Annotated in this window: 17 protein-coding genes; 7 read left to right on the top strand and 10 right to left on the bottom strand. The window is 36.4% G+C overall.

Going from position 1 to position 23,671, the window contains the following annotated elements; genetic code table 11:
• Positions 1 to 141: 141 nt before the first annotated feature.
• The 3 genes from ND811_RS15145 to ND811_RS15135 all read right to left on the bottom strand — a co-directional run bounded on the left by ND811_RS15145 (position 142) and on the right by ND811_RS15135 (position 5,322).
• Positions 142 to 1,902: a methyl-accepting chemotaxis protein gene (locus tag ND811_RS15145; protein WP_265352668.1), complete on the bottom strand. Its 1,761-nt coding sequence runs from the start codon at positions 1,900 to 1,902 to the stop codon at positions 142 to 144.
• A 303-nt stretch (positions 1,903 to 2,205) separates the two neighbouring features.
• Complete coding sequence (locus ND811_RS15140; protein ID WP_265352669.1) at positions 2,206 to 3,987, bottom strand: methyl-accepting chemotaxis protein; 1,782 nt, start codon at positions 3,985 to 3,987, stop codon at positions 2,206 to 2,208.
• Between the two features lie 138 nt (positions 3,988 to 4,125).
• Positions 4,126 to 5,322, bottom strand: coding sequence for a metallophosphoesterase (locus tag ND811_RS15135; RefSeq protein WP_265352670.1), 1,197 nt, complete (start codon positions 5,320 to 5,322; stop codon positions 4,126 to 4,128).
• A 71-nt stretch (positions 5,323 to 5,393) separates the two neighbouring features.
• Here ND811_RS15135 and ND811_RS15130 point away from each other — a divergent pair, with 71 nt between their 5' ends.
• Positions 5,394 to 6,911 (top strand): malate:quinone oxidoreductase, encoded by a 1,518-nt coding sequence (locus tag ND811_RS15130; RefSeq protein WP_265352671.1) that lies wholly within the window; start codon positions 5,394 to 5,396, stop codon positions 6,909 to 6,911.
• Between the two features lie 42 nt (positions 6,912 to 6,953).
• Here the strand turns inward: ND811_RS15130 and ND811_RS15125 are convergent, their stop codons facing one another.
• Positions 6,954 to 8,219 (bottom strand): OmpA family protein, encoded by a 1,266-nt coding sequence (locus tag ND811_RS15125; RefSeq protein ID WP_265352672.1) that lies wholly within the window; start codon positions 8,217 to 8,219, stop codon positions 6,954 to 6,956.
• A gap of 102 nt (positions 8,220 to 8,321) precedes the next feature.
• On the opposite strand from ND811_RS15125, the gene ND811_RS15120 reads away from it, so the two are divergent.
• The 5 genes from ND811_RS15120 (at position 8,322) to ND811_RS15100 (ending at position 14,724) form a co-directional block, all read left to right on the top strand.
• On the top strand, positions 8,322 to 9,494 hold the full coding sequence (locus tag ND811_RS15120) for an NAD(P)/FAD-dependent oxidoreductase (RefSeq protein WP_265352673.1): 1,173 nt from the start codon (positions 8,322 to 8,324) through the stop codon (positions 9,492 to 9,494).
• 4 nt (positions 9,495 to 9,498) lie between these two features.
• Positions 9,499 to 10,434 carry a sigma-70 family RNA polymerase sigma factor gene (locus ND811_RS15115; protein WP_265352674.1) on the top strand — a complete coding sequence of 312 codons (936 nt, stop codon included), beginning with the start codon at positions 9,499 to 9,501 and terminating at the stop codon, positions 10,432 to 10,434.
• A gap of 181 nt (positions 10,435 to 10,615) precedes the next feature.
• Positions 10,616 to 12,904, top strand: coding sequence for an ATP-binding protein (locus ND811_RS15110; protein WP_407658911.1), 2,289 nt, complete (start codon positions 10,616 to 10,618; stop codon positions 12,902 to 12,904).
• 10 nt (positions 12,905 to 12,914) lie between these two features.
• Complete coding sequence (locus ND811_RS15105; RefSeq protein WP_265352676.1) at positions 12,915 to 13,946, top strand: MBL fold metallo-hydrolase; 1,032 nt, start codon at positions 12,915 to 12,917, stop codon at positions 13,944 to 13,946.
• A gap of 43 nt (positions 13,947 to 13,989) precedes the next feature.
• Positions 13,990 to 14,724 carry an SDR family NAD(P)-dependent oxidoreductase gene (locus tag ND811_RS15100; RefSeq protein ID WP_265352836.1) on the top strand — a complete coding sequence of 245 codons (735 nt, stop codon included), beginning with the start codon at positions 13,990 to 13,992 and terminating at the stop codon, positions 14,722 to 14,724.
• Positions 14,725 to 14,741: 17 nt separating this feature from the next.
• Here ND811_RS15100 and ND811_RS15095 read toward each other — a convergent pair whose 3' ends face one another.
• The 4 genes from ND811_RS15095 to nirK all read right to left on the bottom strand — a co-directional run bounded on the left by ND811_RS15095 (position 14,742) and on the right by nirK (position 18,705).
• Positions 14,742 to 15,791 carry a BPSS1187 family protein gene (locus tag ND811_RS15095; protein WP_265352677.1) on the bottom strand — a complete coding sequence of 350 codons (1,050 nt, stop codon included), beginning with the start codon at positions 15,789 to 15,791 and terminating at the stop codon, positions 14,742 to 14,744.
• 114 nt (positions 15,792 to 15,905) lie between these two features.
• Complete coding sequence (locus tag ND811_RS15090; RefSeq protein ID WP_265352678.1) at positions 15,906 to 16,523, bottom strand: SCO family protein; 618 nt, start codon at positions 16,521 to 16,523, stop codon at positions 15,906 to 15,908.
• Positions 16,520 to 17,284 carry a formylglycine-generating enzyme family protein gene (locus tag ND811_RS15085; protein ID WP_265352679.1) on the bottom strand — a complete coding sequence of 255 codons (765 nt, stop codon included), beginning with the start codon at positions 17,282 to 17,284 and terminating at the stop codon, positions 16,520 to 16,522. The genes ND811_RS15090 and ND811_RS15085 overlap by 4 nt, the downstream gene beginning before the upstream one ends.
• Positions 17,285 to 17,304: 20 nt before the next feature.
• Positions 17,305 to 18,705: a copper-containing nitrite reductase gene (gene nirK, locus ND811_RS15080; RefSeq protein WP_265352680.1), complete on the bottom strand. Its 1,401-nt coding sequence runs from the start codon at positions 18,703 to 18,705 to the stop codon at positions 17,305 to 17,307.
• 208 nt (positions 18,706 to 18,913) lie between these two features.
• Between nirK and ND811_RS15075 the strand changes: the two genes are divergently transcribed.
• Entirely contained in the window at positions 18,914 to 20,677 is a 1,764-nt protein-coding gene (locus tag ND811_RS15075) for a GAF domain-containing SpoIIE family protein phosphatase (RefSeq protein WP_265352837.1), read from the top strand.
• 57 nt (positions 20,678 to 20,734) lie between these two features.
• On the opposite strand, the gene ND811_RS15070 is transcribed toward ND811_RS15075, so the two are convergent.
• Both ND811_RS15070 and ND811_RS15065 read right to left on the bottom strand, forming a co-directional pair.
• Positions 20,735 to 22,450 carry a methyl-accepting chemotaxis protein gene (locus tag ND811_RS15070; protein WP_265352681.1) on the bottom strand — a complete coding sequence of 572 codons (1,716 nt, stop codon included), beginning with the start codon at positions 22,448 to 22,450 and terminating at the stop codon, positions 20,735 to 20,737.
• A gap of 177 nt (positions 22,451 to 22,627) precedes the next feature.
• Positions 22,628 to 23,404, bottom strand: coding sequence for an Lp29 family lipoprotein (locus ND811_RS15065; protein ID WP_265352682.1), 777 nt, complete (start codon positions 23,402 to 23,404; stop codon positions 22,628 to 22,630).
• Between the last annotated feature and the right edge of the window lie 267 nt (positions 23,405 to 23,671).

The raw sequence follows: 23,671 nt of genomic DNA, 5'->3' as shown, positions 1-23,671 counted from the left end.
TAAAATGTAACCGAATCACATCCGTTAACCGAAATTGATTACAGATACTATGCTTCAAAAACAATTTGAATCCAAAAAAAATCTTGGATCCATAAATCAAAACGTAACTAAAGAAATTTTTGTTAAAGCCACAAATGATCTTTATATTTTAAACCTCCCGATTTCCTCATTTAAAGTCTTTGCAAGTTCACTTAATCGATTTGCAGCTTCTTTTACAGCGGATACTTCTGATAATTGAGAATCTGAAGAAACAGATACTTCCTTTGTATTTTCATTGATCATGTTTGTTAACTCAATCAATTGAACCGTGTTTGCATTGAGTTCTTCTGTGCTGGCTGATATCTCTTCTGTTGTGGAAGAAACACCATGAATTTCATCATTTACTTTTTTAATGGCGGATATAATCGATTGAAAGGTATTTCCAACAACATTCACCATCTCCACTCCAACACCTACATCCTGATTTCCCTTTTCCATCATCTGGATTGATTCCAGTGTGTTTTTTTGGATTTCGTCAATGATTAAAGAAATTTGTTTGGTAGCTCTTTCTGATCGTTCTGCTAATTTTCTAACTTCATCGGCAACCACAGCAAAACCTTTTCCTTCTTCTCCTGCACGAGCCGCTTCGATTGCCGCATTGAGAGCCAGCAAGTTTGTTTGGCTTGCTATTTGGTTGATCGTTTCCACGATTTGTCCAATTGCTTTAGAGTTTGCGCCGAGAGCGTTGATACTAGAAGAAATTCCATTTACCGAGGAATTAATAATCTCCATCTGATGTATTGTTTTTTTAACAATATCTTGACCTTCCTCTACTTTTTCCAAAACCCCATTTGACAATTCTGAAACCACATAAGTGGCCTCCGCAATTTTTGCTATCGCAAGTGTGTTTTCTTCAACCGCTGATTTGTTTTCAGAAAAGGCTTCTAATTGGGTATTTGAATTGCTTCGCACAGTAGTCATTGATTCTGATATCGTAGCCGCTACATTTGCTGAACCTTTGGCGCTTTCGATTAGTTTATCTGCTGATTGCAGAACTTCATTGGAAGATTGTGAAACCACTTGAATCATAGTCCTTAAACTATTCGTCATTTGATCAAAATCAGTAAGTAGTGATCCAATTTCGTCTTTATATAATTGATTCGATTTTGAAGTTAAGTCCCCTTCTCTCGCTTTTCCGATGAGTGACTTCACATGGTTTATTTTTCGCGAAAAAATAGCCGCAAAGAAATAGGAAAATAATAACGAAATGACAGAGGCAAATAGGGCACCGAAAAGAAACAGGTAAGAAAGGGACTTAAGGCGCTCTTCATAAAAAATGGCTTCTCTACCGCCAGAACCAACAATCCAATCCCAAGGTTCATAATAGATCTGATAGGCAATCCACGAATGAGTTGGTTCGTTCCCCTCTTGCCATAGTTCATAGACCAATTTCCCAGTTCTTTCCTTATTGGACCAAGTATCTCGAACCGTATACTTTCCATCTACCTGGTAATCCCAAAGATTAACACCTTCTATGTTAAAAGGGTTCATTGTAAAAACACCATTCGGATGAGATGCCCAAACCCTCATATCCAATTTGGCAGACATTTTCCCTTTGGACAAATCACGGACTCCATCAGAACCTTTAGGTCCCAAAATATAGATTCTTGCCAACTCCTGGGCATCGACTAAACTTATCTTTCCAGCCTTTACATCTTCATTTAACAAATCAATGACAGCTACCGAATCTGTTGCCAAAGTTTTAAATAACTCTCCACCAAGGTTTACGATTTGGTTTTTTGCAGATTGATAAACTAGGTAAAAAACAGGGCCAAGTACTAAGTTGAGAACCAGAAAAATGAAGATCATCAACTGTGTACGAATACTAAGAGAATAGAGTTTATGAAGAGTTTGTTTAATCATACGTTAAAAGTTTTTGTGTGATTTATGAGGAAACAAAACTTCCCATGAATGAAAAGTATTTTTTTAAGATCTTTGTTTTATTATGAATTCGCAAAAAAAACATCTGTCATTTCCCGCCAACAGCGAAAAAAACATGATACAATCCCTAATCTCTGTAAATAAAAGATTTACCAACCTTGATTCTTTTCCAGGGATAAGAGACATAGAATCAAATATTAGATCAGTGTTCAGTTACTAACTCTATACATCCAACAATTAGTTACTTCCTTTTACAATATCTGGAAAAAATTTCAAAAGATGGTTTTAAAACCGAAACCTGGAAACAATTTTCTCCATCGAATCTGACACCGACTTTAGATGATTTGCCTCTTCCGAAATTTCTTTAAATGTGTTGGAAATCTTTGAATGATTTTCCCATAACTCTTGTAAGTTGGAATTTGATTCTTCCGTATATCCGGTTTGCAATTTCATTTCTTCAGTAATTTGTTCCGCATCTTGTTGAAACTCTCCCACAAGTTTTTTTAAGGATTTTACATTTTCGGAACCGGATTCACTTGTATGACCTAACATCTGAACAACGCTTGAAATTTCTTCAAACTTAGATTTTACATCTTCATTGGTAGAAAAGATTTTTTTCATTGATTCCAAACTCTCTTGGGAGGCTATTTGGGATAATTTTACTACACGTTTGATTTCCTCTATATTTTTAGCTGTTTCATCAGCTAGACGCGAAACCTCTCCTGCAACCACAGCAAAACCACGTCCCATAGATCCAGCCCTAGCTGCTTCAATCGATGCATTGAGAGAAAGTAAATTTACACGGTCAGAAATATCTTCTACGATAGAGATTGTGGCTTTAATATTTTCGCTCATTTGGTTCATCACCTCTACTTTCTCATAAGCAGATTGAATGGCATCCTTTGCAACTTGCACTGTCCCAATCGAGTGTGCGGTGTTTTTCGCTAGCTCCTCTGCCCTTTCTGCAAGTTCTGTCATCTCATTGGTAACCCGAGTAAGTTCCGTTGCCAAATAATTAGTTTTGTTTTTTTGGGAAATAACACGTTCGTAAGTTGCCTTTGATAGATTTTGGATGTGATTCACCGACTCAAATGTAGAATCTAGTTTTGTTTTTTCAGAACTAACTTGGGAATCAATGACGCTACCTTTATCTAATATTAGCCTGGATGTTTCCAAAAGAGAAAAGGCTTCCTCCTTAGCTTTCCTAAAGTATTGCCGTAAAGACTCCATAAATAAATTTAATTTTGTGATCGTATGACTTAGATTTGTTGCAGAAAGTTGAGGAATCGTCTCTGACAACTCTCCCTTATATAACTTTTCAATAGAATTGTTTAGATTATCAATATCTTCCTTTAATGATTTACTTCCCACATAAGCTGCATAAATGATAATCACTACCATCATAATAAAAACGATGGGCATCTGATAGAACCAGTAAGGAGATCTAAATTCCGTAAATAAAATCAGGAACAGATAATAACCGAATGTCAACATTGGCAAAAGAGCAACGGCAATCATAGTAAATAGGTTTCTCTTAAAGACACCAAAGATACGAATTTTTGTTTCATCTAAAAAAACTTCCGATAGTTCTTTTGCTTTTAGAACAGGACTCAAATAAACTTCTGTTTGGAAATAAAAAGCAAGATAGATTATAGGCGAAAGCATGATACAGGCATAAGGCAAAGCCAAAACATCCTTCCAAGGAAGGTCGAGGAAGGTGACTGCCAAAACAGAAAAACCAAAAATGGAAACGGTCCACCGGATGAGTATGACCCTTCCTTCCCAATGGGGATGCTCCAAAAGTCTCTTTTTTAAATCTGCAAGTGTAATTGGATCTGAGGTTTTTGTGAAATTTAATAATTCTTGTAGCCTTTTGTTTCTAAGAACAATACCAATCACCAAAGGAATTAAAGAAAGGAGTGTACCTAGAATTCCAAGTTTGATAAGGGTATCTATTTCAAAACGTGAGGCAAATAAACAAAAATTGATAAAGTAAGGAAAAATTAATAAGTATAAAGGAGCTTCAATCGCAACAGTTAATTTCCGGATGAGTGAGTTTTGATTCATTTGCTTTTTATCCGCCTTTGAATTTGGACAATATTCCAAAAAATCCAAAGAGACTTCATCCATTTTAGTATTTTTTATACAAGAATCGAAAGTAATTGGCGTTCAGAATTCCCTCTTTGATCCAAGGGAAAGCAAAAATTAAGTAGCTGTTAGCTCCAAAATAGAAATTTCTGAAGGAGCACCGAGGCGGAAGGGAGGACCCCAATACCCAGTCCCTCGACTAACATAGATTAATGATTTTTTGTATTTATGTAAACCCGAAACGAATTTCTGTGCAAAATAAATGAGTATATTTCCTGGAAAAAATTGGCCTCCATGAGTATGTCCCGAAATTTGTAAGTTGAACCCAGCTTCACTTGCTTCATAAATACTATTGGGTTGGTGAGCCAGTAAAATCTTATAATCACAACCCTCTCCCCCCTCCAATGCTTTTTTAGGATTTGTTTCGTGAGATCGAATTATCTTTCCAGCAGATAGATCTGTAACTCCAGCCAAAAGCAATTTCGATTTACCAACCGAGAGAATTTGATTCTCGTTCAGTAAAATATTTACACCTAATTTTTGTATCTCGGGTAGCCAGGACAAAACTCCCGAATAATACTCATGATTTCCAGTTACGTAAAAAGTTCCGTATTTTGATTGGATGTTTCCTAATGGCTTCAAGTGATGTTTAAGGGTTGTCACAGGACCATCCACTAAGTCTCCAGTGATCACAACGACATCTGGTTTTTGGAGGTTGATCCTTTTAACTACTCTTTCCAGAAACTTACCTTTGATTGTCGGCCCGATGTGTACATCAGAGATTTGTACGATCTTAAAACCGACCAAGTCCGGATGTAGGTCTTTAGCAGGAACAGATACCCGTTTGTATTGCAAACGAACATGAGCATTAAAAAAGCCAAGGGAACTGAGTGCTGTCGCTGCCACAATGGTTGAAAAAGCTAAACTAAAGTTTTTTACCTCGCTCACTCCATCTAACGGAAATCCAAATTGGACTAAACTAGAAAATAGAATCTGTGAATAACTTGTGATGATCCCTAAGTCCACCAGACGAAGAAGGTCCATCAAAAGGACTAAGGTAAAGAGAATGGAAAAAAAACCAAAGTTAGTAAAGGTGACATAGGCAAAAAAAGTCTGCATTTTTTCTCTTTTTGACATCCGGCTTAATGCATAAGTCAATGGAACCAGTAAAACGAGAATCCCAATCCCTAACAAAACCAAAGTCACCACCGGCCCATTCAGTGAAAGTCCTGAAATCAAACGAAAGGTAGAATAATAATAGATAAAACCAAGTAAGGATGTCAGAACTGACAAAAATAAAAAGAATGCTTTCAATCGAGTTACCTCATCTCTTTGGACTGCGTTTTCACCATAAAAGTTGACGATAATAAAACGGAAGGTAAAGGATGAAAGAAAAAGATACCGTTAGAACAAAGTCCGATGTAATTTTAATAGGTGCCGGTATCATGAGCGCCACATTGGGGGTCCTTTTAAAGGAACTTGCTCCCCACCTAACAATCACTGTATTAGAGCGATTAGATGCAGCTGCCAGAGAAAGTTCCAACGCTTGGAACAATGCGGGAACCGGACACTCTGCATTTTGTGAACTCAATTACACCATTGAAAACGAAGATGGGTCCATACAAACGAAAAAGGCACTTCAAATTGCAGAATGGTTTGAAACTTCCAAAGAGTTTTGGGGTTATTTAACAGGTATCAAGAAAATCCTGGATGCAGATGAATTCATTCACTGTGTGCCTCACTACAGTTTTGTTTGGGGAAAAGAAAATGTTTCCTTTCTCCGTAAGCGTTATGAGGCCTTAAAAAAATATGAGCTGTTTAAAGAGCTAATTTATTCAGAGGACAGAAAAACTGTAACCGAATGGTTACCCTTAGTGATGAAGGGTAGGGACCATTCAGAGCCAATTGCTGCAACCAAAATGGAGTTAGGAACTGATGTTAATTTCGGAACCTTAACAAGGGCTATGTTTCGGTATTTAGAAAGTTTTCCTGATGTGCATGTACATTATTTCGAAGATGTTAAAGATTTGGAACGTGCACAAAACGGAAACTGGCACCTAACTTCAAATAATATTCAAACTCATGAAAAAGAACACCATGAAGCAAAATTTGTTTTTATTGGTGCAGGAGGAGGAAGTCTTCCTCTTTTAGAAAAATCAGATATTCCAGAAGCATCTGGATTTGGCGGATTTCCTGTGAGTGGTCAATGGTTACGATGTCGCAACCGTGAAGTGATCCAACAACATTTTGCAAAAGTATATGGAAAAGCAGATGTTGGTTCCCCTCCTATGTCAGTACCTCACTTGGATACAAGAATCATCGAAGGAAAAAAGGAATTACTATTTGGTCCTTATGCTGGTTTCACAACAAAGTTTTTAAAAAAAGGATCTTATTTAGATTTAGTAAAATCATTAGAGTTTGACAATATATTTCCTATGTTATCTGCGGGTATGCACAATCTCCCTTTAACCAAATATTTGATTGGTCAGGCCATGCAGTCCCATGAAGATCGAATTGCAGCGCTTCGAGAATATTTCCCAGAAGTTAAATCGGAAGATTGGGAATTGGTTGTTGCGGGCCAACGAGTGCAAGTGATTAAAAAGGATGAAGAAGAAGGAGGAGTCCTTGAATTTGGAACAGAAGTAGTAGCTGCAAAAGATGGATCTTTGGCTGCTTTACTTGGTGCAAGTCCAGGCGCGTCCACTTCCGTTTCTATTATGTTAGAAGTATTAGCAGACTGTTTTCCAAATGAAATGTCATCGAATGAGTGGAAATCAAAATTAAAAGAAATGATTCCGAGTTTCGGGGAATCGATGAAAGATAATCCAGAAGTTTGCAGAAAAAGTCGAAGGAATACTGAAAAACTTTTGGACCTTTCTCACAAAACAAAAGTTAACGCTTGAGTCCAAATTTGATTCCAATGGAGCTTCGAAAGATTTTGTAGTTTATTTATTCGTTTTCTTTCGAAGCTCAATCACCACCTTTTCCTTTGAATCTACGTTATACAAAGCGGATCCTTGTGTTGAATCGATAATTCTTTTTGCATTTACCCCTTTTTCACGAAGTATCCTCGAAATTGCCTGTGAACGTTCAAACCCAAGTTCATAGTTTTCATAATTTCCTGGAAGGTCTTCTTTAAATGGCGTTGTGTATGTTATGATAAGTATATCAAAATCTTTATATTCATTTTCTAAACTACGCGCAATAGCATCCAATCGTGCTCTACCTTCCAAATGGATCCGGCTGGAGGGAAGATCAAAAATTTCACCCGCAAGAAATACAAAACGTTCTAATTTAGTTTCCGTTACCGGTTCTTTAGTTTGTTGGTATGGAATTTCAGAACCTACTGATTCCATTACTGTTGTTTTTTGATTTTCCATTTCTGAATTCGGAACCTTATTTTCAAGAAGGGAAAAATGAACTCCTAAACCTAATTTAAAAAAACTTTCTTCATAATTTCCTTTGTTTCTATGTCCCGAATTGGGGGCTTGGTATTTCACAATATAAACATTAGAATGTTCCACCTCCGCACTAAGAAAAAACAGAGAATCAAAATGGTATCTGAGTCCTAAGGCGCCAAAAACCCTATTTATGTTTCCACCAAACATTTGTTCAGATCCAACTCCACCACCTACCCGAATGTATGGATCAATGGAATCGTTTGGTAAGAAGTGAAAGAAAAAATTTAGATCTCCTGTACTACCGCTAAATACAGTTCTTCTTTTTTGTACGGCGAGGTCATACGTGTCACCTAAATTCAACTTTTCCAGTTGGGTATTTACATTTGTCCCCATAAAAGAAAGCAAAATAATATTTCTTTCCTCTAATGCACGGAAGTAAGAAGAAGTGATCACTTGATTGGAATAAGAAAGCCCAATTCCAAAGTATCGAAACAAACCATACTCAAAGCCTAATTCTCCTCCGTGACTGGATAGTTCAGTGCGGTTCTTTACAAATTCGGAATAAACAATATAATTCCCCACTCGGTATATGGTATCAACGTATGGTGAGTTCAACATTAAAAAATTAGGTTGGTTTGTGATCTCAACCGATTTTTCCAAACTTCCGGAATGGTTTCCAAGACCAACAGAGCCGAAACCGTAAAAAACCAAACTCCCCCGATCAAACCCCTCTGCAAACAAAGAAGGCACTAAAAAAAATAACAAAACTCCGATATAAATATAAGAATTTTTCCACTTCATTTTCTGCATGGATGATCGTTCTTTTACAGTAAGGTTTAATCAAGTCGATTTTTTTATAAATCCTTGTCACAAACCGACTGCCCTATCTCGTCCTTATAGCGAGGTATCAAAATGAAACCAAAAATTTTAATCCTAGGTGCAGGATATGCAGGAATATTAGCTGCCAATCGTTTAGAAAAACAAGTAAAAGATGCAGAGATCCTATTGGTCTCGGAATCAACAGAATTTAAGGAAAGAATTCGATTCCATGAATTGGCAAGTTCAGGATCTGAAAAAAAAATAAGAATCAAAGATCTTCTCAGAACAAATGTTAATTTTTTACAATCAAAAGTAACAAGGATATTACCGAAGGAAAATGCCATAGAAATTGATGGGAACCCAAATTTCATTGGTTATGACTATCTAATCGTGTCTTTGGGAAGTTCTCAAATTCACAAAATACAAAACGTAACGAATTCAATACAGTCCTACGAATCGACTTCCCATTTTATAAAAAAATATAATGAGAAAGAAATTCTAAAACTCGGGATTATTGGTGGTGGCCTTACTGGAATTGAAATGGCTTCTGAATGGAAGTATTTTCACCCCAACTCATCTGTTTTCATCATTGACAAAAACGAGTTTGCTTCTTCCTTTTCTGCAAAGGGAAAAAAATATTTACGAACTTATCTATCGCAAAACAATATTCATATTTTGGAGAAAAGGAAAATTCATTCGATTAACGAAAATGAAATTACTTTCGAAGACCAAAACAAAATTTCTTTCGATTGTATACTGAATTGTAGCGGATTCAAAACTTCAAATTTACCGAGTGAAGCGGGTTTTACTACCAACGGCCAAAACCAAATTTACGTAGATCCATTTCTCAGATCACTTTCCTTCCAAAATGTTTTTGTTGCAGGCGACTCCGCATTTTTAGAGAACTCAATTTTACGTATGGGTTGTGTAACTGCTTTGCCAATGGGAGCTCATATTGCAGACCAAATCGCCAATCAGATGCGAGGGAAAAAACTATCACCTTTTTTATTTCAATTTGCCGGACGTTGTGTTTCTCTTGGAAGAAACGAAGGACTCATTCAATTTACCTATGGAGATGATAAACCCAAAGAATGGATCATCACTGGAAAGTGGGGTGCGCTCATAAAAGAATTAGTGAATCGGTTTACTATTTTTTCTTTAAAGATGGAGAAACGACTCCCTTGCAGATTTTACTTTTGGCCCAAAGGAAATCCAATACAAAAGGACGAATCCGTTTTCACAAAAACTATTTCCATTGAGACATGAACAAATGAGCGATCTTACATTATTTTTAAATTGGAAACACTACATTTTTTCCATCGCCTATCGAATTACGGGAAGTTATGTGGATGCGGAAGATATAGTTCAAGAAAGTTATCTTAGGTGGCTCTCTGCAGATAAAGAATTGATCCAAAATCATAAATCATACTTAGGAAGTATAGCAGCAAGACTTGCCTTCGATCTTTTAAAAAAAGCATCCAGGAAAAAGGAAACCTATATAGGACCATATTTGCCTGAGCCAATACCTGAAAAGGTAGAAACAATGGACGATGAAAAAATCAACTTTGCCTTTCTTGTCATATTGGAAACTCTTAGTCCAACCGAACGAGCAGTTTTCATATTACGAGAGTTATTTGATTTTGAATACGAATCTATATCCACCATTGTTGGGAAATCTGTAGACAACTGCAGACAAATATTCAGTCGCGCTCGTTCTGCCATCCAATCCAGGAAAAAGAAATTTGATCCCGATCCCAAACTTCATTCTCAACTACTCTTCGAATTTAGTTTGGCATGTTACAGCAAAGATACCAAATCACTTACGAATCTACTGCGAGAGGATGTCATTGCATTCTCCGATGGTGGTGGAAAAGTGCACGCTGCGAGGATTCCCGTGCCCGGAATTCGGAGAGTGATTTCCCTTTTAGTAAAAACTACTCAAAAAGCGACCAAATCCACTGAAATTTTTTTTGGTTATGCGAACGGATCACAAGCAGTCATTGGATATTCCAAAGATGGACCAAGTGTAGTCCAGATTTTCACTTTCCAAGGGAAGAAAATTGACACAATTTATAATTTAGTAAATCCTGATAAGCTAAAAGGCTTCCGAAATAAAGAAAACTTAATAAAATTAGGATATCTACGGAAACCAAGATTGTGGGAATGGTTTTTATACCGATGGAATCATTTGATTTCCTTCCACTAAAACAAAAAGATTTTCTTTCTTTTCTTCGTCCTATAACACAAAGGCAATGAAGATATTAAAATCAATCTTCCTTTTGATTCTGATTTTCGCAACTCAAACTGGTTGTGGACGAATGAATGTTGTCGATATCCCCGTTGCCAAAAAAGCTGTGTTAGATCTTCGTGGTTGGAACTTCGAAACGATGGGGAATGTGCCACTCAACGGAGAATGGAGAATTGATTGGGAAAATTGGAATCCCAAAGAAGATTTAGCTAATGTGGACTATACGGTTGTCCCTGGTCACTGGACCAATTCTAAATCGGAAAGATACCCTATAGGATACGCAACTCTCAGTCTCACCATCTTGTTATCAGAGAATACAAAAAATTTATACCTACAAAACGGTATCACTCGGAATGCTTTTGAAATTCTCATCGAAAACAATTCTATTTACCAATCGGGAACCATTGGAAAAAGTTATTCTTCCGAAATTCCGAATTTGAATATTCAAACTTTTGCTCTTCCCGATTCCAAAGATCAGCGCATTCATCTTTCTCTGAAAATTTCTTGTTTTCATTACCATGTTTGTGGTGTCGCCACACCTTATACCTTAGGAAGTCATATAGGGATTAACAAACTATTTCTTGAAACTCTTAGCAGAGACCTTTTCGTGTTTGCATCGCTTTTGACTTTAGCCTTCTTTCACTTTGTTTTATATCTTTTCTGGAGAGATGAAAAAACTCATATCTACTTTGCGACAGTTTGTTTTTTAGCAGCAGTCCGCTTGCTAAGCATTGGAGAAACAAGAATCATCTACAACTATCTACCAGCAGGCATTTACGAAACAATAGTTAGAATCAATGGAATTACCTTTGTTCTATTGTATCTTGCCTTTGTTTTATATGTCAAAGAAATTTACAATTCACCAAAATACAATTTCATCTATAGAATTAACTATGTTATTGCATTTTTATTATTTTTTGCCTTACCTTTAGATATTATTCCCTTTTCCAAATTTTTAGCAGCACATCTTGTTCTATCGCTCCTTGGTCTATTGGGGTTATTGTATCCTATCATTCACGGAGTCATTTTAAAAAAACCTGGAAGTAAATTCTTCTTATTCTCTGTGATTGCAACAATGGTATTATTTTCCTTAGATATACTTACCGAATTTGCCAAAAGAGGAATTCCTTATCTTGCACAATATGGATTTCTCGTTTTTGGTCTTTCACAAGCACTATTCATTGCAGAAAGGATGATTGAAAATTTCCGAAACAAAGAAAGACTCAAACAGGAAAAAGAGACTGCTGAAGCAAAAGTTAGCTTCAAAACTTCATTTCTTTCTACGATGAGTCATGAAATCAGAACTCCGATGAATGGAATTCTGGGAATGACACAAATATTACAGCAAACAGAACTGACAGAAGAACAAAAAGAGTATTTAAACCTTATCAAATTCAGCGGAGACAATCTTTTACTTTTAGTAAATGATATTTTGGATTTAACCAAACTAGAATCAGGTCAATTTGAGTTACACTTAGAGCCAATATCATTACAAAGACTACTATATGATTGTATCAACATTTTTAAAACTCAATCTGATAAAAACAAATTAAAAATCGAGTTAGAATTTGTAAACGAACCTCCGACTTTCCTTGTTACAGACCAAAGACGATTCGCGCAAATATTAACAAACTTACTGAGCAATGCGGTGAAGTTTACCGAAGAAGGAAGTATTTTTGTAATAGTCGAATCAACACCAATCGATGAAAAAAAAATACGCCTGCAAATATCAGTAAAAGATACTGGAATTGGTATACCGGAAGAACGTATGGGAAACTTATTCCAACCATTTTCACAAGTACATTCCCATCTCACCGAAAAAACTGTAGGTACAGGACTCGGCCTAGCTATTACAAAAAAATTAATCGAAGAAATGGGTGGTTCTATCTCTGCACAAAGTATCTATGGCAGGGGATCAAATTTTACTTTCCAATTCGAAGCCGAAGCAAGTTTTGAATCTAGTGAAAATGATCTAATCTCAACTCCAAACGAATTGGTAAAAAAAACCAACTGGGATTCCAAATTAGCAGAAAAGTATCCTCTAAAAATTCTCATTGCAGACGATGATCCCATCAATCAAAAGGTTTCGAGTCTCTTTTTAAAAAAACTAGGATATTCCGCCTTACAATCAGAAAACGGAGAAAAAACTTTGGATATGATTCGTACGCATTTACCAGATTTAGTTTTTTTAGACATTCAAATGCCTGATATGGACGGGATAACAGTGACCAGATTTGTCCGTAAATCAAAAACCATTCCAAAACAACCTGTGATCGTTGCTCTTACGGCAAATGTTTTGGAAGAAGAAAAACAAAGATGCCTCTCTGGCGGTATGGATGATTTTATGACAAAACCTCTTTTGTTACACGACCTAGATTTTATGATCAGAAAATGGGCGAAAAACAATTTAACACCGTCCAATCATTAAGGACAATATTTTGGTTACAACTCTTGGTAAACTTCCCTCTGGTGAAATTCTAAAGCGTATCTCACAATCTGAGCACTTTCAATCTGGACGATTCCAAAACATAGAACGTACAGAAATGTTAGCACCTAACAGTTCCTATTGGAAAATGGCAATTAAATATTGGCAAAAACCGAACTCGATTCGACCTTCTTCGCCTGTCCCTTCCTCAAAAATCAATTTAAAAGAATTGGATGATAGAAAACCGCAGTACATTTGGTTCGGTCATTCTTCTTACCTTTTAGTAGCCGAGGGGAAAAAAATTTTAGTCGATCCCGTTTTTTCAGGTTATGCTTCTCCCATTTCTTTTGCTGTCCAAGCATTCGAAGGAACCGATGTTTATTTACCAGAAGATATGCCAGAATTGGATATTCTCATCATTACTCATGATCACTACGATCACCTCGATTATGAAACAATTTTAAAGATTCATTCAAAAACTAAAAAAATCATCGTTCCTCTAGGAGTTTCTGCCCATCTGTTATCCTGGGGAGTTCCATTAGAAAAAATCATTGAATTAGATTGGTTTGAGTCTCAAGAGATTGTGTCAGGCCTAAGGATAACCGCCACACCAACCAGGCATTTTTCAGGACGAAGTGTACTACGAAACAAAAGTTTATGGTGTTCATATGTTTTAAAGATTGGCGAATACAAAGTATTTATAGGCGGAGATTCTGGTTATGGATCCATTTTTGAAACCATTGGCAAAAAATATGGACCGTTTGATTTAGCATTTTTAGAATGCGGACAGTATGGAGATGATTGGCCTTCCATACATATGCGCCCAGAAGAAACAGCTCTGGCATCATCGCAGATCGGTGCAAAATCCTTTGTTCCTGTTCACTGGGGAAAATTCATTTTATCACTCCACCCTTGGAATGACCCAATCAAACGAGTCATTGTTGCTTCCCAAATGATGAAACTCAATTTACAAGTTCCTAAAATTGGAGAGAGTTTTTCCTTCAATGGCTCGGGAAGTGTGGATGGATGGTGGAATTTTCAGTGACAAAAAGACCATTATTAGATCCGATTTGTTTGGATCATCAAAAATGAAAAATGCACTTGTTGTTGGAGCCACTTCCGACATTGGAACCCATATAGGAGAATCACTAGCAAAAAGAGGATTTTCACTTTCCTTAACGGGAAGAAACAAACAACAGTTAGCTGAATTAAAATCAAAATTTCAAATAAAATATCCCATAGCGGTAGAAACTTTTGAATGGGATGTTACTGATTTTTCATTACACCAAAAGTTTTACCAAGAACTTCCTACGAAACCAGATATTGTTTTTTTTGTTGTTGGATATTACGAAGATCAAACAAAAGCAAGAGAAGACCAGATAGAACTTTTAAAAACAATCCAAGTCAACTATTCTGCAGTAGTTTCCTTAATGAATATCATTTCTTTGGATATGGAAAAAAGAAATGAAGGTACAATCGTAGCCATAAGTTCTGTGGCAGGCGATCGCGGTAGGCAAATGAACTATATCTATGGAAGTGCAAAAGCTGGTCTAACTACTTATCTTTCTGGTCTTAGGTCCCTATTATTTTCAAAAGGAGTCCAAATCACAACGATCCAACTTGGACCAGTATATACAAAAATGTCAGAAGGGCATAATCTGATTCCTTGGCTCACCTTACAGCCACAAGTGGCCGCAGAACTTATCGTAAAAGCTGGGCTTTCTAAAAAAGATTTGGTTTATATAAGGTGGCCTTGGCGTTTCATCATGATGGTAATTCGAATGATACCAGAATGGATCTTCAAACGCCTCCCACCATTTTAATTCTTGAATGCATTTCGTTACGGAAAACTTATATAATTCCAAATGGATTGGAACCCATTGGTCATAGGACAAATATGTAAACCAAAAGAACCCATTCCGTTACAAACAGTTGTTACCAAACTTCTACTATTATTAAAAGGGAGCCCAACGTTGGTATTGGTAATCGGTCCTGTCATAGAAAATTGATTCAACCAAGCATTTGTTACTTGGTTTGAATTCCCGCTAAAATTAGCAATAGGATCGTTTTCATGAATTAATCCATAATATGAGGATCCCGGAGTATTCTGAGTCCCTCCCATCCAACTAGGAAGATTAGAATCTTTAATACTATAATCAGATACTCCACTATAAAGAGAGACCCTACCTAAAGTTCTATTTTTTCCCTGTAAGGCCGCATGCCCACTACCTTGCGAATGCCCACCCACATATACCAAAGACCAATTCATTTGATTACCAGTAAGAAACTGGTCCCAACCTTCTCCGGGCCTTGACTGAATTAAATACTGAATCAGACTGAGTAATCTACCTTCAATAGAATTGGTAACATCTACCGAAACGTAAGGAGAAAGATCGACTCCCGTAAGAACTTCCTTCCTCAAATTTTCAAAACAGCTAGAGTCAGACTTTGCATCCCCTTGGTTACAAACAGTATTAACAGCTTCCCCATTCGGATAACTGAGACCCACTACATGATAACCACGAGTTGCCCCATGTTGTAAAAAAGTATTCACCTCACAAGGGCTAGACCCTGTTCCTGGATAAAATACAGAAAGGATATTTTTTTTAGTCACTCCGGACTGAGGAGGAAAAACATAATGGGGCTGATTGTAATTAGAAATTCCCGAAGAAGTTTGTGAAGGCGGAATTTGCAGTCGAGTCAAAGTCCCCACGGTTCCACTAGAAGGGAAAGCATTTTGTCCAGCGCAGGAACGCGCATACAATCCAAGTGTTAACAAATTTAGAAAATCTTTTTTATCGTCAGATTCCTTTTTGCAACCAAGAATAGAAATAAGTAGCGATATGATGACAAAACTTTGAATGTATCTACAGGAAACAAAAGAAAACAAATAGAACTACCTAAAAAAAAGAATTTATGCTAATCAAAAAAGCAAACGAAAGGAAAGCAACTACTAATGGATATAAATTTGGTTTGAGAATGAAAAAGCCACTCTCAAACTACTTCATTTTAGTTTTTGATACTCAGAAATCAATCCTTCCGAATTAGAGCCAATCCCCTCAATTCGAGAAATAACAACACCTTCTTTTGAAACTAAACTATAAACAGCCGAATGGTTAAATTCTCCATTCGATATCTTTTTATAATTGATTCCAAGTACCACTGACAACATTCGAATGTCTTCTTCCTTTCCAGAAAGTAGAGTCCAATTCTCCTTTAAGTTCATTTTCTTTTTATAGGCATTGAGGACAGCCGGATTATCCTTTTCCGAATCAAAACTAACGAGAACCATACGAGGTTCTTTGCCCGTTTTCTTTAGTATTTTTTTTGCGAGTTGTTCCATATCAGCCACAAGTCTTGGGCAAATAGATTGGCAAGTAGCATAAAACATACTGATAACCAAAGGAGATCCTTTAAAGTGTTTTAAAGTGATCGTTTGATTCGATTCTGTTGTCCACTGGGAACCCAAATCAAACAAACTTCCTTGGGCAGCATCACTGGCAGCCAAAACGTGATCCTCTGCATGATGGTGGTGGCCACTAGAATTTTGTTCGTCACAGCCAAAATTAAATGCGAAAGTGATGAATAGAATAAGTAGTTTTACTGTAGATTGAAGTTTCATAACGGATTATCCTTAACATATTGATTTGAAGCACATCGAAAACCTAAATACTTTGCAGTATACCAACCTTTTAAGCCGGCTCTATATCCATAACGCATGTAAGATGCATAATTAGAAAAATCATTCGCCTTTAATGATCCGCCACCACAAAAAAGATTACTTTCTAAATCAGTATCTTGCCTTGAATCTCCCGTAACAGAAGTATTATTAAAGTCAAATACCCACTCCCAAATCATTCCATGTTGGTCATAAACACCAAATTTATTTTTATACTTACCAATAGAAGGAAGAAATTCTGGTTTTTGTTCCCCATACCAATTAAGAATGACAGATTCCATAACCTTTTTGTTTTTCCCAGCTTCCGGAAAACTGGCAGCATATTCCCATTCCGATTCCGAAGGTAATCGTTTTCCTTTCCATTGGCAATACGCATTCGCGCTAAACCAAGAAACATAGGTTACAGGAGAATGGGAAGTACGATTGTCAGGGACGTTGTCCTTCCAATCACCTAAATAACCACTGTCAGCAAATAACGACGATACTTTTCCTTTTTTCCATTCTGGGTTACCTTCTATAAACTCAAAATATTCTTTTTGTGTCACCGGATACTTGTCCAAGTAAAAACTTTTGATTTTAATACTCTCACCTAACCTAGAATTTATTTCCTTTAAAAAAGGTCTCCAATTTCCAGCAGGGATTTTGACCATTTCTGCAGAAAGGGAAAACGAAAGAAAAAAACTTAAAAAAAGAAAAGGATTCATCTTTTGACTAAATTAATTATCTATCTTACTTCTGCTTCCGAAACCATAATCCCTTTATTTCCCCATTGGTTATAAACATAACTTAAGACGCTAGCGATCTCTTCATTCGTTAGTTCCAAATGAGGCATAACATTATTGTATTTTTGTCCATTCACAGTAATAGGGCCGCTAAGTCCCTTTTTTAAAATTTGAATGGCGCGCGTTTTGTCAGCATTTAGATAGTCCGATTTCGCAAGCGGAGGAAACACTCCAACCACACCTTGCCCTTCTTTCATATGGCAAGCAGCACAAACCGATTTATATACTCTTTCTCCATTAGCCAAAATTTCTTTTGGGGTTTTTGCTGATACTTTCGGTTTGACTTCAGTAACCATTCTTTGAATGGCAGGGCCTTCTGGAAGGTAAACCGTATCATCTTGTTTTCCAGAATAAATGGTAGCATTCGGTTCTCCTTCTACTTTTAACATCCCAAGCGAACCCTTGTTAAATGTTCTAAAGATAGAATGATCTACTAAGATCAAAGTTCCAGGAACTTCTACTTTAAAATCTACTATGGCGGAACCGCCAGCAGGAATCAGCGTGGTTTGTACATTTTTTTGGTTCGGAAGAATTCCTCCTTCCGTATATACATGGTCAAAAATTTCACCAATGACATGAAAAGAGGAAACTAAATTAGGTCCCGCATTCCCAACAAATAACCGAACCGTTTCACCCACTTTGGCTGTGATTGCTCTGTCTTCCACAAGGGAACCGACAGAGCCATTAAACACAACATAGTCGGGAATTTCAGTAATTGCTTTTTCCATACTGAATGGCTGCAAACCAGGTTCACCATTCTTTCCTTTTGTATAAAATTCACTTTGAACTACGTAGTATTCCTTGTCGACTTTCGGAAGATCGTCTTTGGGTTGCACAAAAATAAGCCCGTACATTCCGTTCGCAATATGCATTCCTACAGGAGATGTAGCACAATGGTAAATATACAATCCTGGGTTTAATGCCTTAAAAGAAAATTTGGAAGCATGACCCGGAATTGTAAGAGAGGCCGCTGCCCCTCCTCCTTGCCCAGTCACAGCATGCAAATCTATGTTATGTGGCATTTTACTAGAAGGATGGTTTTTCAGATGAAATTCAACCTCGTCCCCTTCACGCACTCGAATCATGGGGCCAGGAACAGATCCGCCAAATGTCCAAAACGTATACTCAACCCCATCTGCAAGTCTACCCACAACTTCTATGGTTTCCATATTCACAATGACTTTTGATTCACTTGTTCTATCGATATGAGGAGGAACCTCTGGTGCATAAGTGAGTTTAGCCTCTTCTATTTTTGGTCCCGAACAAACCGAGAATAAACTAATTATGACAATAACGAACAAGTAAACTGTTATAGCCTTTCGTTTTGGTAGTAATATTTGCATTTCCATATCCTTTTAATTGATTCTAATTTGGCTAACCAAAATCGTCATTGACTCAGATCAATGAATTCGAGCGCAAACGTTAAACAATACACAAATTCTAAAAATAGAGAAGTATTTTTTTAGTCGCTTTCTCCGTTTCCAAATTAGTTCAAAGAGAAATTCTAAATCGACGGATTCGAAACTAGGTGAAATAATGGTTTGGTGCCCCATGACTTTAGATCCGCTCACTAGCTTAAGTAAGTTTCGTAGCCTACTCCATATTTCTTCTATTTTGAATGCAAATCTAGATTTGCACCAATTACTCCCGCTAATCATGTTGTATTCCAAAGATTTACTCGAAGCAGAGGCAAGTTCCCTTTTCCTTTTAGAAGATGAAGAATTTTTGTATTGCGAAGTGGCTTTAGGAGAAAAAGGGGAGATCATACAACAATACGCAAGGCTAGAGTTAGGTGAAGGTATTGTTGGAATGGTTGCTAAAGAGAAAAAGCCCATCGCATTAGAAGATGCTTATAAAGATCCAAGATTTAATGCAAGTATGGACAAACGCACTGGATTTAAAACAAAATCCCTAATTTGTGTTCCACTGTTTGTCGAGGAAAGACTCATCGGAACTCTTGAGGTAATCAACAAAACGAACAATCGTTTATTTGATTCATCCGATTTAGAATATTTAATTTCTTTGTCTGAAGTGGCCGCCACTGCTATCCAAAATGCAAACACAAAAGACAGTTTAGACAAACGCATCCTCGAATTATCTCTGTTAAATGAATTTGAAAGACTATCCGTTTCTGAAAAAAGTTTAAATGAATTAGGAAAATGGATTCTAAATCGAGTTTTGGAATACCTCGGAGCCTCCTCTGGAACCATTTACCTTGCCAATCCGGAAAAACAAGAATTAAGTATACTTTCCGCCAAAGGAATTCCAGAAGATGCATATGAACAAATAAAAGTTCCTTATGGAACTGGTGTTTCCGGTTGGGTTGCAGATAAAAAAGAAAGCCTACTCATTCACAATCTCGATTTAGATCCGAGATATAACAAACTTTCTCCTTACAAATTTGAATCCAAATCTTTGATCTCAGCACCACTTATTTTTCAAGATGAACTTCTTGGTGTCATTAGCATCAACAACAAACTTTCAGGATACGCCTTCCAACATTCAGATTTAGATTTATTAACAAATATTGCTTCAAGACTCAGTAGCACGATTAAAAATGCTCAACTTTTCCATCAAATCGTAGATACCGGAAAAGAATTAAACCGCGCAAAAAACATTATGAAAAAAATTATGCCATCCACACTTCCTAGTTCCAACAAACTAGCCTATGGCGTATCTCATATCCCATTGGAACAAGTTGGCGGTGATTTTTATGATGTTACGGAATTAGAAGATTCTAAGTTTTCCATTTTGATTGCCGATATATCTGGTCATGGACTTTCTGCAGCAGTCCTTGCGGCAATGGCTCACATGGTTTTAAAAAACTTTGAACAAGACATCAAACTTAGCCCTTCACTTTTTTTAACTACTCTGAACCACATGTTGTATGGAAAATTGGCAGGGAATTTTCTCACCGCATTTTACGGAATTATCGATTTAAAAAACAACACGATCCTTTGTGCTAATGCGGGCCACCACGCCCCATTTTTACTCGATCAAAAAGACTCACCTATATTGCAGTTAGATGTAAAAGGAAAAATTTTAGGGCTTATCCCCGATCTTTTTTATGAGGAAAAAACCTTTCCTTTTTTGCCAGGAAATCGTCTTGTCATGTATACCGACGGAATCACAGAACATATGTCAAAAGACCATAACAAACGTTATGATGAAGATTTATTTCAAAAAGCAATTCTGAATTCTAAAACTTTAAATACTCAAAACGCAGCCAATCATCTTATCCAAGCTGCCAAAGACTATGTAGGGTCCAACGAATTTGCAGACGATGTAACGATCCTACTTGTGGATCGCATTTAGTATGCGAATCCACACTTTTATCTTACTTACTCTTTGCTAAATTTTGAATCAATCAACTTATGACGTTACTTCAAAAACTTCTGTTTCTCCAGTATGATAGTGTTCAACTAAATCCATAATCTTCTTCGGTTCAGAAACCACAAGCGAACTCTTTTCATGCAAAGTTTCTGATTTATAAGCGATCACTTGAGCCTGTTCAGAAAGCCCAAGAAGGATATTGGAAATTTGTTTCGAAGCTAAATTTGCTTCTAATACAGATTGATCAATTTGTCTTACCTGATCCTCCACCGAATCCAACTTCAACTTTACCCTTGTAGACTCTTGTATATCATGATACAACGATGCTACCACTTTTTTTAGAATCGATTTCATTTCATTAAACAAGTCAGCTACAGAAAAAACTTCCATTGATGCTTCGTTCACTTTGAGGGATGTTTCTTTGATCACTGCTAAAGTTTCATCAACGTAATTTTTTATTTCTTCTACGGAAACGGCAATTTGTTCATTCAAACCCATCATTTCTTTTGCAACAATCGCAAAACCGGCACCATAATTCCCTGCCCTGGCAGCTTCGATCGATGCATTTAACGAAAGCAAATTAGTTCTATCGGCAATTTCTGAAATGATAGAGACGATATTCAATATTTTACCTGAAACCTGTTGGATGGATTCCATACCCTCTAACGATTCCGAAATTTTTTGTTTTCCCGCATCGGCTTTTTCTGTTGATCTTGTGGACAAGTCGTCCAGACCTTTTAATGCATTTTGAGTTCCCTTTAAATTTTGATTCACTGCGTTCATATAATCTTTCATGTCTGACATAATAACCGAATGACTCGCAGTAATTTGTTTGATATTATCAAGGGCCGAAGTCAATTCCTCCATACAGGCCGCCGCTTCTTCACTTCCAGAAGCCATTGAGTGGGTAGAACTAAAAAAATGATTGGTAAGGTCTACCAATTCTTTGGATATGCGAATGGAGACATCCGTCGCTTTTTGAATTTGAGAAACAATCCCCCAAAGATTGATACTCATACTTTTCATAGACAGTAACATAATTTTCACTTCATCACTACTATCATTGTGAAAATGATCTGGATATTGGAACCTTCCCGAAGATACAGAGATAACAGATTCGGTAGCTCTTTGCAATTTTTTGTTTTTTTGAGCGAGGACAAAAATAAAAGAAGAAGCAATAAGAGTCTGCAAAAAAAACAAAATGCCACAAAACAGAGGTTTTTCGTAAATTTGTAAAAAAAGAAGACTGAGGAAAGGAAGAGAACTTAAGAAAACAAAAAATACTTCATACAATTTAACCGAGCGAATATTTTTTGATATTTTCTTTTTTTTAACTAATGAAAAAGACTTTTTGCCTATTTTCTTGTACAATTGTTCATAATATTCTTTTTTTTCATCCGCTAATTTTTTGCGGACAGATACATAACCGATCACTTGTCTTTTTTCGTTTAAAATAGGCGTGATAGTTGCATCCACCCAATAAAAATTTCCCGATTTTGCCCTGTTTTTCACAGCTCCCGTCCAAGGGAGCCCCACTTTAATAAACTCCCACATTTCTTCAAATACAACCTTAGGCATATCGGGATGCCTAACTATGTTATGTGGTTTTCCAATCATCTCTTCTGCTGAATATTCGGAAATTCTTGCAAAGTCGGGAGATACATAGGTAATCAAACCCTTTGTGTCCGTGCGAGAGATAATGACATCCGATTCAGTAAGAAAGTTTTCAACTAAATTTACATTTACATTTTTCAATTCTTTTTCCCTCAACTAACATATCTAAAGTTAATTAAATAAGAATAAGAATCAACTCCGTTGTTCTCTTTTCATGGAAAGTCCCTCTTGATATTTGTCAATGAAGGATAAGGGATACTACGAAGATTTAATTCAAATGCAAACACTTTGTACTCAAATTGATATGATACACTAGGATTATAATGATTCTTTCTTCTCTATGTATTTTTGCAGAAAATCAAATTGAAACTCTTTTACAATGTTCTCTTGGGATCTAACTCTACCAACATGTTGGTCTTCTGAAACATTTTCTTTATCATCAAGATTCAGATTAAACCACCAAGAAGTTGTATTAATCATATCTCTTTTATAATCACTAACTTCCAATAAGTTCAAACGGGAGTCGTACACATAAAATTTGGAATCAACTTCTATATTTTTTTCTGTAGGAAAAATGAACAATGTAAGAAGAGAAAGTGCACTTTTTAATTCATTCACTAATCGAAATGGCCTTTCCTGAGGCCCAGAAAATGGCTCACCTAAAACTCCGGTAATGTAAAAATCGATATTATCTGTTTTAACTTTACACTTAGGTATTGTTTTTGAACCTATCATTTCAAAATCAATGAAACTCTCCAATTCCTGTTTACCACTCACTTTGACGGTTTGAAGATAATCTTTTACAAAAGACACACAGTTTTCATAGGATATTTTCGAGTTTTCACCGACTTTACTAAAACTTTGAATGGGTTTCCCTTTTGCAAAATTTGGTTTCAAAGATTGATTATAGTCCAAAGTGGCCGTAACTCTTGTGTATCGACCTTCGACTTCATGTTTATAAGAATAAGGATAAAAACCTATAAGGGCAATGTTTTTTGTCGTTAACTTGGTGTTTTTTTTATCTATTGGCAAATTATATCTTTGGTAAGAATTACAACCAAACGTTACCAAAACTAATACTAAAATTTTTTTCATAATTATCCTTTTTAGAACAAGAAAATATATCAAAACAAGATCGCATAACAAAAATCAAACAATCAAATTGTCAACTAACATCAAATCTTAAACACTTGGCAAGCGAAATTTGAGAGAATGACAGGAGGAGGCAAAAATGGAATGTTCGGTTTATATTAGGATAATCTAAATATACTAACTTCGTCCAATAAACTTACATTCATAGGACAAAGTTACTTCTGTTATAAGGAAAAGACGATTTTTAAAGGATTACTAATCAAACACCTA

This window comes from Leptospira soteropolitanensis, from assembly GCF_026151655.1.
Lineage (GTDB): Bacteria > Spirochaetota > Leptospiria > Leptospirales > Leptospiraceae > Leptospira_A > Leptospira_A soteropolitanensis.
This window is presented reverse-complemented; position numbering and strand designations above follow the sequence as displayed.